This window comes from Planococcus sp. S3-L1 (genome assembly GCF_030063085.1).
GTDB classification, from domain to species: Bacteria; Bacillota; Bacilli; order Bacillales_A; family Planococcaceae; genus Planococcus; species Planococcus kocurii.
Genome location: NZ_JASISN010000004.1, coordinates 259,722 through 275,664, shown reverse-complemented (window position 1 = coordinate 275,664; position 15,943 = coordinate 259,722). Strand labels below are relative to the sequence as shown.

Genomic DNA, 15,943 nt, shown 5'->3' with positions numbered 1-15,943 from the left:
CACTGGTAGAACGGCTGACGAAAGTCATCATCGCCATCAAGCCTGCAGGACGCAAGGCGTGCGATATCGAAACCGCTTTGAACCAGTGGTTTCAAGGAATCCCAAAAAATCTGTTCAAATCCATCACATTTGATTGTGGGAAGGAATTCTCCAATTGGAAACCGCTGTGCAACCAGCACGACGTCTCGATTTACTTTGCGGATCCCGGCACGCCATCCCAGCGCGCCTTGAATGAAAACTCCAACGGCCTCTTGCGAAAAGACGGCCTGCCAAAGGAAATGGACTTCAACCAGGTGGACCAAACGTTCATTTCCTCAGTGGCTGACAAACGGAATAACATCCCACGGAAGTCGCTGGATTATCGCACACCCTTGGAGGCATTTTTGAGTCACCTAAATGGAATGGGTCTGTCTAGCTTAAATTGACAAACGGATTTGTAAAAATATTTCGTTCTCTCCCACAATTATCCTATTCTTTTTTCACTCATAATCTTGTACACTAAACAAGATTAACTCGAGCAAAGGGTGTGACAACTGAATGACTAGTCCAATTTCTTCTAATTTATTTTTATATAACACGATCGCGACGATGGCGAAATCGATGCCGGCTATGGGACAAAGTGACAGTGATAGCAGTTCTATCGGCAGTTCGACAAGTCCGAGTACGTTTTTTGCGATGCTGATGAACGCGATGATGGAAAATATGGAACAAACAAATACGGGTGTGACACCACAAACAGGCGCTCAAGTTTCACTGCCTACTTTGACAACACCGTTAACGGCACCACTCGCCAATTCTTATAATCCGGCCAATTCAATTCTGCCGCTCAATACGCAAGAAGTGCCAACCGCTGCGACAGATACGAGCGACTTGAAATTTAAACCGACGCAATTTATCAAACTAGATAATACATTAGACGGCAAACTGAGTGACACGGCCGCTCACTTTATCAATGCGGGGAAAAAATACGACTTGGATCCGAATTTATTGTCAGCGATTGCCATTCACGAAACGGGCAATGGCTCATCGCGCGCAGTTAACGACAAAAACAATGTCGCCGGCATGATGGGCAAAAATGGCTTGCGGAGCTATGCTTCTGTAGAAGACAGCATTTTCGACATGGCGCGCAATTTACGTCAAAATTATTTGAATGAAGGCAAAGATACGATTGCGAAAATCGGTGCGAAATACGCGCCAGTTGGAGCCGCAAACGACCCGACAGGATTAAACAACCACTGGACACAAGGTGTCAGCAACCACTATTCCAAACTGACATAAAATAAGTTGGGTTTAAAACGTGAAGCGTATAGACAACAGAGGTATTGGGACGAACTTGTTCCACTACCTCTTCTTTGTGTTCTTTAACCTAGACGCGAGCGTTGGCGCACCCACGAGGTAGACAGAGCAAGAAGAAGGGTGATTTTCCTGGCTTCTTGCGGGAGTTGTTCCCAAAGCGACCAGCTCGGATTTATTTTCACAAGCTTGTCTTATTTTTTTTTGCTTTTTTACTAAAAAAATCTGCTATTCTGCCGATAACTACTATATAGAACCCTTTAGTCAATCTGAAGGACGAGGAGTGTACCGACATGGAAATAACAAAACTGCCTTCGATAGAATTTCTGAGAGTGAGCGAACCAACCCCAGTAGTACCGAAACAACCCATCGCTCCAGAAGAAAACCAACACTAAGAAGCGGATCAACCCATTACGAAAGAAGCCATTACCGATAAAGTCGACAGCATGAACACATTTTTAGAATCAGCTCAGACCAATGTGAAATTTCAGTTTCATGAAGAAATGAATGTTTATTACGTTCAAGTAATAAATTCGTTAACAGAGGAAATTTTACGCGAAATTCCAAACAAGAAATTTTTAGATATGTATGCCTCGATGGCCGATATGGCAGGCCTCATGGTGGATGAGAAACTATAAGATCGGAGTGACTACACTATGCGTGTTGGTGGATTAGCATCAGGAATGGACACCGAATCAATTGTGAAAGACATGATGAAAGTCCAAAAACTTCCTTTAGATAAATTAATGCAACAAAAAGTATTCACGGAGTGGCAGCAAGAAGCATTTCGCGATACCAACCTGTCGATGTCGAATCTCCGGACGAGTGCGAGCAATATGCGACTTCAGTCGTCGTTCAACTCATACAGTGCAACGTCATCAAACCCGACAAGTTTCACAGTCGCTACAACACCAACTGCGATGAGCGGTTCGTATAAAGTGGAAGTCGTGAATGTTGCGAGTGCGGGGAAGTTAAATTCAACCCTTGGCGTCAGTACAACAGCCGCTGATGGCAAAGTAAATCCAGCAAAATCGACAGACCAAATCGGCGTAGCCGGAAAAATAAAAGTCGGCACCATTGAAATTGAAGTAGCGAGTACGGATACGTTTGAAGGCGTTGCTAAAAAACTTCAGGATGCCACAGCAGCATCCGTACCAGCGCTTCGGGCAAGTTTCGATAACACGACATCCCGTTTTTTTATCGCTACAAAAGGAATGGGCAGTGAACAAGCTTTTACAATGGAATTTACGGACGCGAACGGAGCAGCCAGTACCGCACTGGCCGACAAAATTATTAATAACGGTACCGCTACAGCAACGGCAGATGGAGCTACAGATGGCTTGATCAAGTTTGACGGCATTGAAATTAAAAATTTAAAAACCAATCAAACCGTAGTGAATGGAATTACGGTCAACCTTCTGCAAAAAGGTGCGGAAACAATCGTTAACGTCCAGTCGAACCCTGAAAAGCCATTAGCCATGATCAAAGATTTTGTCGATAAATACAATGCATCCATCGAGACATTGCAAAAGCAAATCATTGAAAAACGCTATCCCGATTTCCAACCTTTATCTGACGAACAGAAAAAGGATTTAACGGAAAAGGAAATCGAATTATGGGAAGAAAAAGCGCGCAGTGGCTTGCTTCGCAACGATCCAGTGTTAAAAAGTGCCATGCAAGATTTGCGTAGAGCATTTATGGACAAAGTATCCGGTATTGCAGATGGCAACATCAATCACTTGTCGCAGATTGGCATTAACACCGGCTCTTATACAGAAGGCGGTAAGTTGTTCATTGATGAAAAAAAACTGAGCGAAGCGTTGGCGAATAAACCCGATGAAGTGATGGCGTTATTCACGACACGAGACGCTGCGGGCAACGGAGTCGGCGTTCGTGTCTACGATACCTTGAACGCCGTCGTTAAGAACCTCAGCGAAAAAGCGGGCAGCTCTTCAAGTTCTATCGACAACAGTACACTTTCCAAAAAAATCAAACAAATGGACGAAGAAATCAGCCGCTGGCAAGATCGTCTGACGCGCGTTGAAGATCGTTATTGGAAACAGTTCACAGCCATGGAGAAAGCATTAAGCCAGATGAACTCACAAAGCACCTGGATGCAACAAAGCTTATTCGGTGGCGCGTAATGATGACGTCCAAAACGATTATGTATGCTTTTTTGAAACAAACATACGATCTTTATGAAAAAGCACAGCAGATCAATTCGCGCATGGAAGCAAACGAAGAAGGAATCGTTGAGTCGCTCGAAATGTTATTTGCTAACAGGCAAGAATCAATTCGTCAATTAGAGATATTCATGAAGCAAAGAAACTTTAAATGGACAGCAGAAGAACTTTCGATTATTGCCCAGTTAAAAGAAATTGATCAACAGCTCCAACCGCTAATCAATAACCTGCACCAATCTTTTTTTACGCAGATCAAGCGCATTACACAAACAAAAGAAATATCCAAAAAATACAGCGGTGCTTATCAGGGGATGGCTACCGCCGGTTCATTTATCGACAGGCGCAACTAAGCAAGGGGGAAAAAGAGTGGCAATCATCAATCCGTACCAAACCTACCAACAAAACTCAGTCATGACAGCATCACCTCAGGAACTAACGTTAATGCTTTACAGCGGCTCTGTAAAATTCATAAAACTAGCAAAACGAGCAATGAACGACAAGAACTTCCAAGAAAAAAACACCAACATCATCAAAGCTCAAAACATCATCCAAGAACTACGCAGCACCTTAAACGCAGACATCGACATGTCAAGAGATCTTGAGCAAATGTACGAATACATGTATAGCCGTCTACTAGAAGCCAACATGAAAAACGATTTAGAAGCATTAGAAGAAGTAGAAACGCTCATGACAGACATGCGCAGCACCTGGAAGCAAGCTATGGCGTTGGCCAAAAGCAACTAACTTCTAATCCACATCGGCCGCTCTGGGCTTAGCTCCTGGACGGGTCGACGCTTAGTACTAGAGTGAATGTAAAGCTAGAGCAGTTTCTCAGTGCTTTCATAAAGAAATGAACTCCACTAGCTACCTGATAAATCAACCGCAAAAAAATTCCGATTTTTAGAAATAAGATATGGAGCAAAACAACGGAGACTCCCGCGGGATTTCCACGCAAGCCCTTGGCAACTGGTACCGCGACGTCCTGTCGCGTCAGTTGCATGACCCACATCCTGTGGGCCCGAAAGCATACGTCTAAAATAATTCTTTTAAAATTTCACCCCAACTAAAAAAGAAATTTATTATATTCAAAAACTAGAAGAATGAGCGGAAGACGGCGACTCCTGCGGGAATAGCACGAGCTGGAGCCACTGGACTGAGCAGAGCGAGGGAAGCGGCAGAAGCCGTGCCCGCGGAAAGCGTCCGTCTGCAGCGAATTCTTCTAAACCAACTACACCTGTAAAAGAAATGAGGTATAAACGTGGATAAGACGTCATGGATAGGAGTCATAATGGGATTTGTTGTGTTGATCGGTGGGATGATCTTGAAAGGGTCAAACCCGATCGCCCTATACAATCCAGCGGCACTCGTCATCATCTTTGCCGGCACCGTCGCCTGTCTGCTCGTTGCCTTTCCGATGGACGAAATCAAGAAAATCCCCAGCCTGTTCAAAGTAATTTTCAGCGATCAAAAATCAGTGTCGATCAGAGAAATGATTCCCATGTTCACGGGATGGGCGATGCTTGCACGAAAAGAAGGCTTGCTGGCGCTCGAAGAAAAAGCAGAAGAAGTAGAAGATGCTTTTTTGCAGCGCGGCTTGAAAATGGTCGTGGACGGCCAGTCGCAAGAACACATTCGGGACTTGATGGAAGAAGAAATCGCCGCGATGGAAGAACGCCATGAACTGGGTGCGAAAATTTTCGCGCAAGCCGGTACATACGCCCCGACACTCGGTGTACTCGGTGCCGTTATCGGACTCGTTGCGGCACTCGGTCACTTAGACGACGTAGCGCTTCTCGGTAAATCAATTTCCGCCGCCTTTATCGCCACGCTATTCGGGATTTTCTCAGGCTACGTGCTGTGGCATCCATTTGCCAATAAGCTCAAGCGGAAATCAGAGTCAGAAGTGAAAACAAAAATGATTATGCTAGAAGGTTTGCTCGCTGTGCAAGAAGGCCTGCCTGTCCGTACGGTAGAAGAAAAACTATTAACGTACTTACCGACGAAAGACCGTGTACTTGAATCTGAAGAGGAGAGCGGTGTTCAAGTTGAAGCGTAAAAAAAAGCATGAAGAACATGTCGATGAAGCTTGGCTCTTGCCTTATGCCGATATTTTGACGCTCCTCTTGGCGTTGTTCATCGTATTATTTGCGTCTAGCCAAGTCGATGCTGAAAAACTAAGTGCTATTGCTAAATCGTTTAACAGCGAACTGCAAGGCGGTACCGGCGTACTCGATGAGCAAGCACCCGTTGAAAGTTTTGATACATCGCCAACAGCCGAGCTAATTGAAGATCCGCCATCAGGCGAAAGCTCAGAAGAAATTTTAGCCGCTAAAGATCAACAGGAACTGCAAGAGTTCCAAACAAGAATTGACGCTTATATTGATGAAAAAGGATTGTCCCCTCGTCTCCAAACTGAAATGACCGTGAAAGGCTTGATGATTACGATTAAAGAAGGCGTGTTATTTGAGTCGGGCAGTTCGGATATGCGAAGCGGGTCCGAGGCAATTGCGAGTGAGATTTCAAATTTATTGATTTCCGATCCGCCGCGGATGATTTTTATCGAAGGACACACAGACAATATTCCGGCAGGGACAAAAGAGTTCCCAACCAACTGGGAATTGAGTTCTGCACGCGCTGTTAATTTCATGCGGATTTTGCTTGAAAACGATGAGCTCGACCCGCAGAAATTCAGCGCTTCTGGCTATAGTGAATACCATCCAGTTGCCTCAAATGATACACCTGAAGGACGAGCGGAAAACCGCCGCGTGGAAGTGCTGATTTCACCTTATGAAAAAGAAACTGACGAGTAAGAGGTGTGACATGGGAAAACTAAAGAAAATTATGGGTGTGCTGATTATTGCCATCGTTATCGGAGGCGGAGCCGCATTTTACTTCCTGCAAAAAGATGCTGGAGCCGAAGAAGAAACGTCGTTAAGTGCTGAAGAAATAGCAGAACTAAGCATTGATACCGACATTATTACGACCAACCTAGCATCTTCCGGAAATTTCGGAGTGGTGCAGTTTAATATTTTACTGAGTGATAAGGACACAAAAAAAGAAGCTGAAAAACGGACAGCCGAAGTACGCGCGGCTATTATTGCAACAGTTGCCAGTTTTACGAAGGAAGAATTGATCGGAGAAAGCGGCATTACGATGATCGAGGAAGAACTCATAAAGCGGTTAACCGAAGTTTTTGAAAAAGGTACAGTCGAACGTGTCTTAGTGACTGAATTTAAATTGCAATAATCACGAATTCCGCTAAACATTTTGTGAAATCTGCCGATATAAATTTATAGAGAAGGTCAGGTGGGTGCATATGAAAGCAAATCAGCTGGATAATTGCCGAATTTGCGGTACATTATTCTTTAAAGACTACACTGACTATTGCCTGGACTGCTACAAGGAAATCGAAGAAGAATTCAAGTTGGTCAACAATTTTTTGAAAATCGAAGCCAATCGCTTTGCGGATATTCAAGAAGTCAGCGAGTCGACGACGGTCTCTGTCAAACAAATTGCCGAATTTATTCGTGACGGCCGTATTTACGCAGAGGACTTCGCCAATTTGGGTTACCCGTGCAAGCATTGTGGTAAAGTAATCAAAAGGCAGATCCTGTGTAGTGACTGTTTCGAGGATTTTTCAAAGAAAATTGATGCGACATTAAAAAATGATAAATTCTTAGAAGAAACCGGAAGAAAACGAGTCAGGCCAAAGGTCAACGCACAGTATTGGAAAATACGGTGATCGAACGAAACTAAATTACACTAGAGGGTGGTGAAGGAATGAATATCGATAAGACCAATAGTTCTTCCTTTATTCAATCTTACCAAAAAATGCAAGTGGCTCCTGTTGCAAAAACAAAGCCATTGCAAAAAGAAGACGAGCTGCAAATTTCAAATGAGGCAAAAGCCATGTTCGAAAAAAATGCCAGTGTGGACGTTGAAAGACAAGAAAAAATTCAGTTGCTGAAAGCTCAAGTGGCATCAGGTGAGTATCAGGTAGATGCAGAAAAAGTAGCAGATAAAGTGCATCAATTCTGGTTTGATAAATAAGTAAAGCGCGTAAAAGAGGAGGAGACGGATGCTGAATTTAGTAGTAAATACGCTGGACGAACTAATCAGCATACAAAAACAGCTTATCCGTTATGCCGAACGCAAGCAGACGGTGTTGATCGAACGAAAAGTCGATGAGCTAACCGAGCTTGTAAAAGAAGAAACCAAGCTAGTCAAACAACTTGGCCAATTAGAAGACGAACGGCAGCAACTCGTAGCCGACGTGTTGGAAGAGCATCCGGGTTTAACCTTTAGCCAGTTTGCCGAACAAATTCCAGATGAAGAGATAAAACAAGAGCTCTACTCACAATTGACAACGTTACAAATGCTGTTGACCGAGCTTCAAGCAAAAAACAAAACGAACGAAAAAATTCTTGAAGACTCGGTAAGCTTTGTTCAACATATGATTACCCAAGTAACAAAATCAAAACAACAGCATTTTAATTATCAATCACCGGCAAGTCAGCAAAAACCACCAACGAACAATCAAGGCTTTTTTGATACAAGAGCTTAGGAATTGTTAGAGAGCGGGGAGAATTATGGTTTCAACATTTCACGGATTAGAATTAGGAAAACGCGGATTATCCGTCGGCCAGGCAAGCATTGCGACGACTGGACAGAATATCGCCAATGTTAATACAAAAGGCTATTCACGCCAACAAGTCAACTCAAGCTCGTCGCCATCTTTAGATATTTGGACAGGCCAAGGTGCTCATACAGGCCAACTCGGAACCGGTGTCACGATTGATTCGATTACACGTGTAAGAGACCGTTTTCTCGATCAGCAAGTACGCGATCATTCCGAAACACTCGGACAGTGGCAAGCCAAGCAAACAACATTGGACCGCTTAGAAACGATCGTCAATGAACCGAGTGATAGCGGCTTAAGTAGCGCGATGGACGGATTGAAGAACGCGTGGCAAGACTTAGCTAACGAACCGGATAGTTTATCTGCACAAGCCGTTGTAAAAGAACGTGCACAAGGCTTTATCGACGTAGCACAATCAATGAACAAATCACTAGACAGTTTGAAAAGTGAACTGACACAACAATCTACCGAAACAGTGGCCGAAGCAAACGGCTATTTAAAACAAATCGCTGAGCTCAACAAAAGCATCGTCCGCGATGGCAGTCAATCAAATGATTTAAAAGACAAACGGGACGCGCTAGTAGAAGATCTTTCGAAATTGATGTCTGTAAAAGTAGAAGAAAAAGCAAATGGCAGTTACTCGATTAGCCTCGCTTCCAACAACCAAGCGCTGGTCACAGGTGAAGCAGTTTCTGAAATCACAGCCGAGGATGCAACGAATACCCCTCAAAAATTTGGTGGGAAATTAGCAGGGTTGGGCGAATCCTTAAATACTGCAACAAAATATCAGACAAACTTAACAACTGTAGTTCGCGATTTTGTCCAAGCAAATGGCATGTCGGGAACGGGTGGCAAGGATCAAGCTTTATTCATTGGCGATGCCGCAAACTTTAAACTGTCTGAGCTAAAAGTGAATTACGAAGCAGATCCTTTGGAACAACAAGCAGCAACAGGAAAAACAATCGCCACTGCACAAAGTGATTTCAGAAAACTTGTCAGTCAACTCGGTGCAGAAAGTCAATCAGCGACCAACTCGGTTGCCAATCATAGTGCAGCACTTCAAGCGACAGAAAACCGCAGACAATCCGTAACGGGTGTTTCGCTCGATGAAGAAATGGCCAATTTGATCAAGTACCAGCATTCCTATAATGCGGCAGCGCGGTTAGTATCAATGACGGATCAAATGCTGGATACCATTATTAACCGAATGGGTAGCTAATAGCAGAAGCAACGTGGAGGGGAAAACATGAGAGTCACGCAACAGATGCTAAACCAGAATTCCATACGCAATATGAGCCAAAACTTGAGCCGCTTTGAAAAAATCAATAACCAAGTAGCGAGTGGCAAACTGCTTCACCGCCCATCGGACGACCCCAATGGTGTCAGTAAAGCGATGAACCTAAAAAGTACGCTTGCCACCAATGCACAATTCGAGCGAAACACAGGCGAAGCCAAACTGTGGATGGACGAAACCGGTCAAAACATCGACTCCATGGTCAATGCCATGCAGCGGGTGCGCGAAATAGCGGTTCAAGGAAATAATGGTACGTATTCAGAGCTGGATCAGACAGCAATGGCCGCTGAAATAGAAGAATTGACAGAGCACATGCGGCAACTGGCAAATGCTAAAGTCAATGGCAAGTCCTTGTTCAATGGTCAAAAAACCGGCGAACTGCCTTTCCCTGAAAAAGGAGACATGACGCCAAGTAGTGCGGACTTAGTCGCTAAAACCTTTACGATCGGAGAAGGCATCAGTATTCAATCGAGTGTTTTGCCCGAGCAGTTGTTTGGCGCTTCAGCTGATGCGGCGAACCTCTTTAACACATTGGAAAGCATGTCCGCCAATTTAAAGGCTGGAACTGCCATCGATTTGGAAAAAATTGATGCCGGAATTGACCGGTTGTTGACAGTGGGCGCTGAAAACGGTGCACGACAAAATCGTCTAGAAGCCGTTGAAAATCGCTTGCTTGCCAGCAATCTTGAAATCAAATCGATGTTGTCAAGAGTGGAAGATATCGATTACGCAGAAGCTGTTATCAAGCTAAAGAGCGAAGAAAGTATCTACCAAGCCAGCCTCGCCGCAACATCAAAAATCATCCAGCCAAGTTTGATGGACTTTTTGAGATAAGAAGTAAGTAGAAATCGCTCCAGGCGGACGCTTTCTGGGGGGCACGGCTTCAGCCGCTTCCCTCGCTGCGCTCAGTCCAGGGTCTTCAGCTCGCGCTATTCCCCCAGGAGTCGCCGCCTTCCACTCTTTCTTCTAAAAGACATGAATCAATAAAAAATTATTGATCTTAACTAGTAGGATATGGAGCAAAATAGCGGAGACTCCCGCGGGATAGCGAAGTGCCGAAATCCACTCGGGCCGTGAGCCCGAGTTAGTTCGGCGCAAGCCCGCAGGAAAGCGTAGCTATTTTGTGGAATATCAAAGCCACATTTTAACTTCTTAAAAAAGAGCAGGCACCCCGCGGGGTGCCTGCTCTTTTTTTGTTATCCCTTAATGGTATTAACTAATCCCATCATGTCATCTGCGTAGGAAATCGCTCTTCCTTGTGATTGAAATAGCCGTTGCGTGGAAATCAATTCCGCCATCTCGTCAGTCAAATCAACATTGGACATTTCCAACGCGCCTTGTTTGATGCCAATCGTTCCATCCGTTTGCTGGGACAAATCGATTAACTGTAAATTGCCATTTGCGAGTTGTTCAGCTTCAGTACCGGTCAGGCGGAAAAGATTGCCACCTATTTTTTCGAGTGAGCCTTGCCGGTTTATCTGGGCAACACCCATTTGGATTTCAGTAGGTTGCTTAGTGGCATCGGTATAAGAAATTTCCAAAGTGCCATTCCCGCTTAACCGAATATCCTTATAATCAGCATCGAAAACGATGGGCTGATTGGTAGCTCCGAGTACCGCATCCCCGTTCGAGGTAACCAAACTCACTTGATTGGAGTTGGGAACTGGTTGAACTTGAAAAGATCCATCTTTTGTATAAAAAGTATTGCCTTCAGCGGCAATGCGGAAGTAGGCGGATTCTCCTTGGATCATAAAATCGAGAGGGCGATCGGTTTGGCGAATCGAACCTGGCTCATTGCGAACAGCGGTTTGGGACAGAATCGCGCCGGCGCCAATCCGTAAACCGTAAGGCGTGGTTCGTCCAATTTCATTTTGTTGGCCGACTTGTTTTTCGATAGACTGGACGAGTGCATCTGAAAAACTCGCTTCTTGCCGTTTATAGCCATTGGTGTTGACGTTGGCGATATTGTTGCCAATCAAGTCGATTTTCTTTTGCAGTTCACTCATCGTGTTACTCGCAGTATTCATTTGGATATTCAATGGTTCACTTCCTCCTAAACGCGTCCGATTTCATTGACGGCTTTTTCCATGCTGCGGTCGTATGCTTGAATTACTTTTTGGTTGGATTCGAAGCCGCGGTATGTCGTCATCATGTCTGTCATGGTTTTGGTCAAGTCCACATTCGATTGTTCAATAAACCCTTGTTTTAAAAAGCTGTTTGTGCCAGCAAGTCGAGCAACATTATCGATAAACTGAGGAGCAGCTTCTGCATCTCCCGTCCAGCGTAAAAGATTCTGACCTTCTTTTACAAATTGCTGTGGGTTGTCCGTGTGACCAATCCACAAGCGATCGCCTTGTGTACCATCTGCTAGAATAAGTTGGCCATTGTCTTGGACAGTAAAATCGGCTGAACCAACTTGAATGGGTTGTTGGTTTTCGCCGAGAACAGGAAAGCCGTCACTAGTCGTTAAAAATCCTTCAGTGTTTACTGCGAAAGAGCCGTTTTTTGTGTAACGCATCTCACCGTTTTCAGCAGTCACTGCGAAAACCATCGTCCCTTTTTGTTGGGTATCCGTGTTTAGTGGTAATAATTCATCCAACAACGCCATATCTGTTGAATTTCCAGTTTCTCGTAACGGACCTTGAAGAAAAGACGGAATACCCTCCTGTGTATATACTCCTGTAGTCAAACTACCGATATTTTGGGGGACTATTGTACCTTTTTTTCCATTTTCGATCGCTACGATGAGTTGGTCTGGAAATGCTCGTAAGACTGCTTTGTCTTCTTTAAATCCTGGAGTATTGGCGTTTGATAGGTTATTTGTCAATATTTGTTGATTCCTATTATTGGCCATCATCCCTGATGTAGCAGTATATAATCCGCGAAACATAGGTTTTTCTCCTTCTTATTAACATAATGATAGATATCGCGTAGCATAACATTAACGAATGAATAAAAATAGTGTCTTATTGATTAATATGGAAGAAATATCATTTTATATTTATAAAAAGAAAAATATACAAAATTATTGAAACATGATACTATCACTTTGTTATTAATTTTTGAAAATAGTACAAAATGATGAGTTTAATAAAAAAATAATAGAATATCATAATGAAAATGGCAAACTTACTCGAAAGGTAAAGACGCAAAGCTACGGGCCTAAATACACAGTGTACAAGGTAGCCGGGTTACCTAAGTGGTATATTTGATAAAAATCCACTTTTTTAAAGTGGATTTTTATTAGCATATTGATTGTAAAAAAAAGGAGTTTATCGATGAATATATTCCCTAAATCTCTAGAGACCATGGAACAAGCTTTATCGGCTTCTACACTTAAACAGCGAGTTCATTCAGCGAATATCGCCAATGTAGATACGGCTAATTACAAAAGCAAAAAAGTAGATTTCCAAGCAGCGCTCGATACAGCGATGAATCAGCAAAGTCTTTCAAGCTATAAAACAGACAATCGCCACCTGTCGTTTAGCAATGAAGCTACTGTAGGATCGACTAAAATCTTAACAAACAACTCAACCCAATATAATAACAATGGCAATAATGTCGACATGGATGTCGAGATGGCTGAACTGGCAAAAAACCAATTATGGTACAACGCCGTAACCGAACGGGTCAACGGCAAACTCAACAGTCTTAGCTCTGTTATTAATGGAGGGAGATAACAAAAATGAGTTTATTTAGCGGATTTAATATTAGTGCTTCGGGGCTGACGGCTAACCGAATGCGCATGGATGTGGTCTCTGCGAACATCGCAAACGCCAATACGAACCGTGCCGAATTAGTGGACGGGAAATGGGTGCCGTACCGCAGAAAATCAGTTGAGTTGTCTCAAAGTGGAACCTCGCCTTTTGCCAATCAATTGCAGTCGGCAATGAACAGGGGAAACACTGCAGTGACAGGTGTTAACGTGTCGGAAATTAGAGAAGACCAGACGCCTTTTACACTAACGTATGATCCGGAACATCCAGATGCTGGAGAAGACGGCTATGTTCGTTCATCCAACGTGGATCCACTAAAAGAAATGGTCGATTTGATGTCGGCAACTCGTTCATACGAAGCAAACGTCACGGCATTAAATGCATCAAAAAGCATGTTTATGAAAGCTTTGGAAATCGGCAAATAATCCACTTTACTTAAGGTGAAAGAAATCGCTCCAGGCGGACGCTTTCAAAGAGATGGTCCACAGGAATTTGGACCATCTCTTTGCGACGAAGCTAGCGCAGCGATGCAGGAGCAGCGGTTTCCTAGTAGCACCTACTTAAAATAGTCGCCGCCTTCCGCTTTTTCTTCTAAGAGTCGTGAAATAATAAGAAGAAACTATTGATTTTAACTAGTGAAACATAGAGTTAGTTTGCTATAAGTCTTTATGAAGTAGTGCGAAATTGAAAGTTCGATTTTTAATTCACCAACTTTTTAAGCGTAGGCGCGTCCACGGGCTAGGCGAAGTAAGAAGACAGGCGTTCTTTGCCTGGCTTCTTACGAGAGCCATGCCCAGAGCGGCCGAAGCGGTATATAAAAAATTATCCTACTATAACTACCTAGGAGGCACCATGGAAAAAATCAGCGGGATTCAAACGCCTTTTATTCAAAACCAATTATTCGACAAAGTGAAGCCGGACAACAAAGTTGAAGGGTTCGGGGAAATATTCAAAGATGCATTAAAAGGAGTAAGCAAAGCACAAAACGAATCAGATAAATTGACCAATCAATTGGTGACAGGAGAAGTTCAGGATGTTCATGAAGTAATGATCGCTTCGCAAAAGGCCAGCTTGTCGTTGCAAATGACGATGCAGGTACGAAATAAAGTGGTTGAAGCTTATCAAGAAGTGATGAGAATGCAAGTATGATTGAAACCGGCAGGATGATGATGAAATGAAAGAAAAGCTTTTAGTATTCAAAACGAAAATGAGCGAATCATGGACCAGTTTTTCTCCTGTAACGAAATGGTCTGTTATCGGCTCTTTTTTTATCACATTAATGATTTTAGGAATCTTCGTTTTCTTTAGCAATCAATCTAATTTTTCTGTATTGTATTCTGATTTGACGGCGGCCGAAGCTGGTGAAATCAAGACGGCGATTGAAGAACAAGCAATTCCTGTGGAAGTGTCGGCAGATGGTAAAACGATCAGTGTGCCTGAAGAGCATTTGGCTAATTTGAAAGTAAGTTTAGCAGCTGAAGGCATTCCGAAAAACGGCAATGTCAATTACGGTACGTTTAGTGAAAATATGGGACTTGGGATGACCGATCGTCATTTTGATGTGGTTGAACGGGATGCGATGCAAAATGAGTTAGCGTATTTGATTGAGCAAATTGACGGAGTGACAGAAGCCAATGTCATGATTACGTTGCCAAAAGAAAATATTTGGATTACCGACGAAGAGCAAACGTCAACGGCTTCGATTGTGGTTCAAGGTGATTCGACTTTGCAGTTGGATCAAAAGCAAATTAATGGCTTGTATCATTTAATCAGTAAATCGGTGCCAAGTTTGCCGCCAGAACAAATTGTGATTATGGATCAAAACGGCCAAGTGTTTGAAGTGCAAGATGCCAATCAAGCAGATACCAATTTGTCGGTTTACCAGCAGCATCGTGAAATTCAAAAAGGCATTGAACAAGATATTCAGCGCGAGTTGCAACAAATGCTTGGCTTATTATTAGGTCAGGATAAAGTGGTTGTTTCTGTTATGACGAATATTGATTTCACTAAAGAAAAACGAGAAGAACAATTAGTGGAACCGGTTGATGTTGAAAATAACGAAGGCTTGGATATTAGTGTCGAACGAATTGTTGAAACGTATTCAAGTGAAGGAACAGTTATTGAAGATGCAGCGGGAACCGGGGAAACGGAAGTGGCTAATTATCCAGGTGTAGACGGTGCTGGAAACAGTGAATCTGAACGAACAGAAGAGCGCATTAACAGCGAAGTCAACCGAATCAATCGCCAAATTGAAAAGAGCCCATATGTCGTTGATGACATTACAATCAACGTTGGTGTAGAGCCGCCGATTCCGGATAACCCGGCAAGTTTGACGCAAGAAAACATTGCGGATATCAGTAATTTATTGAAAAATGCAGTGAGTACATCGCTAAGCATGAATGAATTTCAAGCGACAGATGTTGAGTTGGAAGATCGAATTTCCGTTTTTGCAACCGAATTCCAAGGACGTCCAGCTGTTGAAGATGAAAAGCCAGAAGCGACATTTTTCGCTGGTATTCCTAATAATCTTCTGCTAGTAATTGGAGCGGCAATTGTGCTGGTAATTGTGATTATTGTTGCCTTGTTATTACTTCGTAGAAAGAAAAAAGTGGATATAGAAGAAGAATATAGTTTTGAAGGGTTCGAACAGGCATTAGCCAAATCAAATTTACTAGAACCCGAAGAGGAAGAAATCGATTTGTCTGAGTTTAGTAATCGATCCAATCCGAAGCGAAAAACGATTGAAAAGCTTGCCAAAGGACGACCTGAAGACTTTACGAAATTGTTGCGGTCATGGATGGCAGATGACTAGGAGAGT

General features: G+C 43.3%; 20 protein-coding genes and 1 riboswitch. Of the genes, 18 read left to right on the top strand and 2 right to left on the bottom strand.

Going from position 1 to position 15,943, the window contains the following annotated elements:
- The 14 genes from QMF37_RS06875 to flgL all read left to right on the top strand — a co-directional run.
- The coding region (locus QMF37_RS06875; protein ID WP_283477431.1) for an IS30 family transposase at positions 1-425 on the top strand (425 nt) is incomplete at its 5' end.
- Positions 426-537: 112 nt separating this feature from the next.
- Complete coding sequence (locus QMF37_RS06870; protein ID WP_283477429.1) at positions 538-1,278, top strand: glucosaminidase domain-containing protein; 741 nt, start codon at positions 538-540, stop codon at positions 1,276-1,278.
- A gap of 425 nt (positions 1,279-1,703) precedes the next feature.
- A complete protein-coding gene (locus tag QMF37_RS06865; RefSeq protein ID WP_283477448.1) occupies positions 1,704-1,931 on the top strand; it encodes a flagellar protein FlaG in 228 nt (75 codons plus the stop codon).
- A gap of 18 nt (positions 1,932-1,949) precedes the next feature.
- On the top strand, positions 1,950-3,437 hold the full coding sequence (fliD, locus tag QMF37_RS06860; RefSeq protein ID WP_283477427.1) for a flagellar filament capping protein FliD: 1,488 nt from the start codon (positions 1,950-1,952) through the stop codon (positions 3,435-3,437).
- Positions 3,437-3,826 carry a flagellar protein FliT gene (locus QMF37_RS06855; RefSeq protein ID WP_283477425.1) on the top strand — a complete coding sequence of 130 codons (390 nt, stop codon included), beginning with the start codon at positions 3,437-3,439 and terminating at the stop codon, positions 3,824-3,826. The genes fliD and QMF37_RS06855 overlap by 1 nt, the downstream gene beginning before the upstream one ends.
- A gap of 16 nt (positions 3,827-3,842) precedes the next feature.
- Positions 3,843-4,220, top strand: coding sequence for a flagellar export chaperone FliS (fliS, locus tag QMF37_RS06850; protein ID WP_283477423.1), 378 nt, complete (start codon positions 3,843-3,845; stop codon positions 4,218-4,220).
- 514 nt (positions 4,221-4,734) lie between these two features.
- Positions 4,735-5,532 (top strand): flagellar motor stator protein MotA, encoded by a 798-nt coding sequence (motA, locus tag QMF37_RS06845; protein ID WP_283477422.1) that lies wholly within the window; start codon positions 4,735-4,737, stop codon positions 5,530-5,532.
- Positions 5,522-6,286, top strand: coding sequence for a flagellar motor protein MotB (gene motB / locus QMF37_RS06840; RefSeq protein ID WP_283477447.1), 765 nt, complete (start codon positions 5,522-5,524; stop codon positions 6,284-6,286). Before motA ends, motB begins: the two co-directional genes overlap by 11 nt.
- Before the next feature lie 10 nt (positions 6,287-6,296).
- A complete protein-coding gene (locus tag QMF37_RS06835) occupies positions 6,297-6,722 on the top strand; it encodes a flagellar basal body-associated FliL family protein (RefSeq protein WP_149456510.1) in 426 nt (141 codons plus the stop codon).
- 70 nt (positions 6,723-6,792) lie between these two features.
- Positions 6,793-7,218 (top strand): flagellar protein, encoded by a 426-nt coding sequence (locus tag QMF37_RS06830; protein ID WP_071154088.1) that lies wholly within the window; start codon positions 6,793-6,795, stop codon positions 7,216-7,218.
- Positions 7,219-7,256: 38 nt separating this feature from the next.
- Positions 7,257-7,526, top strand: a complete 270-nt coding sequence (gene flgM, locus QMF37_RS06825; RefSeq protein ID WP_058386676.1) for a flagellar biosynthesis anti-sigma factor FlgM — start codon at positions 7,257-7,259, stop codon at positions 7,524-7,526.
- 28 nt (positions 7,527-7,554) lie between these two features.
- The gene (locus QMF37_RS06820; protein WP_058386675.1) at positions 7,555-8,040 is read left to right on the top strand and encodes a flagellar protein FlgN; all 486 of its coding nucleotides are present in this window, start codon (positions 7,555-7,557) and stop codon (positions 8,038-8,040) included.
- Between the two features lie 25 nt (positions 8,041-8,065).
- The gene (flgK, locus tag QMF37_RS06815; RefSeq protein WP_071154091.1) at positions 8,066-9,334 is read left to right on the top strand and encodes a flagellar hook-associated protein FlgK; all 1,269 of its coding nucleotides are present in this window, start codon (positions 8,066-8,068) and stop codon (positions 9,332-9,334) included.
- Positions 9,335-9,361: 27 nt separating this feature from the next.
- The gene (gene flgL / locus QMF37_RS06810; protein ID WP_071154092.1) at positions 9,362-10,243 is read left to right on the top strand and encodes a flagellar hook-associated protein FlgL; all 882 of its coding nucleotides are present in this window, start codon (positions 9,362-9,364) and stop codon (positions 10,241-10,243) included.
- Positions 10,244-10,605: 362 nt separating this feature from the next.
- Here flgL and QMF37_RS06805 read toward each other — a convergent pair whose 3' ends face one another.
- Together QMF37_RS06805 and QMF37_RS06800 are read right to left on the bottom strand one after the other, a co-directional pair.
- Entirely contained in the window at positions 10,606-11,448 is an 843-nt protein-coding gene (locus tag QMF37_RS06805) for a flagellar hook-basal body protein (RefSeq protein ID WP_283477414.1), read from the bottom strand.
- A gap of 14 nt (positions 11,449-11,462) precedes the next feature.
- On the bottom strand, positions 11,463-12,299 hold the full coding sequence (locus QMF37_RS06800; protein WP_078080050.1) for a flagellar hook-basal body protein: 837 nt from the start codon (positions 12,297-12,299) through the stop codon (positions 11,463-11,465).
- Between the two features lie 222 nt (positions 12,300-12,521).
- A riboswitch (cyclic di-GMP riboswitch) is annotated at positions 12,522-12,608 on the top strand.
- Positions 12,609-12,687: 79 nt separating this feature from the next.
- Between QMF37_RS06800 and flgB the strand changes: the two genes are divergently transcribed.
- The 4 genes from flgB to fliF all read left to right on the top strand — a co-directional run bounded on the left by flgB (position 12,688) and on the right by fliF (position 15,937).
- Entirely contained in the window at positions 12,688-13,089 is a 402-nt protein-coding gene (gene flgB, locus QMF37_RS06795) for a flagellar basal body rod protein FlgB (RefSeq protein WP_071154093.1), read from the top strand.
- Between the two features lie 5 nt (positions 13,090-13,094).
- Positions 13,095-13,550, top strand: a complete 456-nt coding sequence (gene flgC, locus QMF37_RS06790) for a flagellar basal body rod protein FlgC (RefSeq protein WP_283477412.1) — start codon at positions 13,095-13,097, stop codon at positions 13,548-13,550.
- A gap of 427 nt (positions 13,551-13,977) precedes the next feature.
- Positions 13,978-14,274 (top strand): flagellar hook-basal body complex protein FliE, encoded by a 297-nt coding sequence (gene fliE / locus QMF37_RS06785; RefSeq protein WP_058386668.1) that lies wholly within the window; start codon positions 13,978-13,980, stop codon positions 14,272-14,274.
- Positions 14,275-14,299: 25 nt separating this feature from the next.
- Positions 14,300-15,937 carry a flagellar basal-body MS-ring/collar protein FliF gene (gene fliF / locus QMF37_RS06780; RefSeq protein WP_283477409.1) on the top strand — a complete coding sequence of 546 codons (1,638 nt, stop codon included), beginning with the start codon at positions 14,300-14,302 and terminating at the stop codon, positions 15,935-15,937.
- Positions 15,938-15,943 lie beyond the last annotated feature (6 nt).

Excerpts from the sequence above, each read along its gene's own strand:
- flgL (WP_071154092.1), top strand. The coding sequence starts at position 9,362 with ATGAGAGTCACGCAACAGATGCTAAACCAGAATTCCATACGCAATATG.
- QMF37_RS06820 (WP_058386675.1), top strand. The coding sequence starts at position 7,555 with ATGCTGAATTTAGTAGTAAATACGCTGGACGAACTAATCAGCATACAA.
- QMF37_RS06830 (WP_071154088.1), top strand. The coding sequence starts at position 6,793 with ATGAAAGCAAATCAGCTGGATAATTGCCGAATTTGCGGTACATTATTC.
- QMF37_RS06835 (WP_149456510.1), top strand. The coding sequence starts at position 6,297 with ATGGGAAAACTAAAGAAAATTATGGGTGTGCTGATTATTGCCATCGTT.
- flgM (WP_058386676.1), top strand. The coding sequence starts at position 7,257 with ATGAATATCGATAAGACCAATAGTTCTTCCTTTATTCAATCTTACCAA.
- fliE (WP_058386668.1), top strand. The coding sequence starts at position 13,978 with ATGGAAAAAATCAGCGGGATTCAAACGCCTTTTATTCAAAACCAATTA.
- fliF (WP_283477409.1), top strand. The coding sequence starts at position 14,300 with ATGAAAGAAAAGCTTTTAGTATTCAAAACGAAAATGAGCGAATCATGG.
- flgC (WP_283477412.1), top strand. The coding sequence starts at position 13,095 with ATGAGTTTATTTAGCGGATTTAATATTAGTGCTTCGGGGCTGACGGCT.
- fliD (WP_283477427.1), top strand. The coding sequence starts at position 1,950 with ATGCGTGTTGGTGGATTAGCATCAGGAATGGACACCGAATCAATTGTG.
- flgK (WP_071154091.1), top strand. The coding sequence starts at position 8,066 with ATGGTTTCAACATTTCACGGATTAGAATTAGGAAAACGCGGATTATCC.
- flgB (WP_071154093.1), top strand. The coding sequence starts at position 12,688 with ATGAATATATTCCCTAAATCTCTAGAGACCATGGAACAAGCTTTATCG.
- QMF37_RS06855 (WP_283477425.1), top strand. The coding sequence starts at position 3,437 with ATGATGACGTCCAAAACGATTATGTATGCTTTTTTGAAACAAACATAC.
- QMF37_RS06870 (WP_283477429.1), top strand. The coding sequence starts at position 538 with ATGACTAGTCCAATTTCTTCTAATTTATTTTTATATAACACGATCGCG.
- QMF37_RS06800 (WP_078080050.1), bottom strand. The coding sequence starts at position 12,299 with ATGTTTCGCGGATTATATACTGCTACATCAGGGATGATGGCCAATAAT.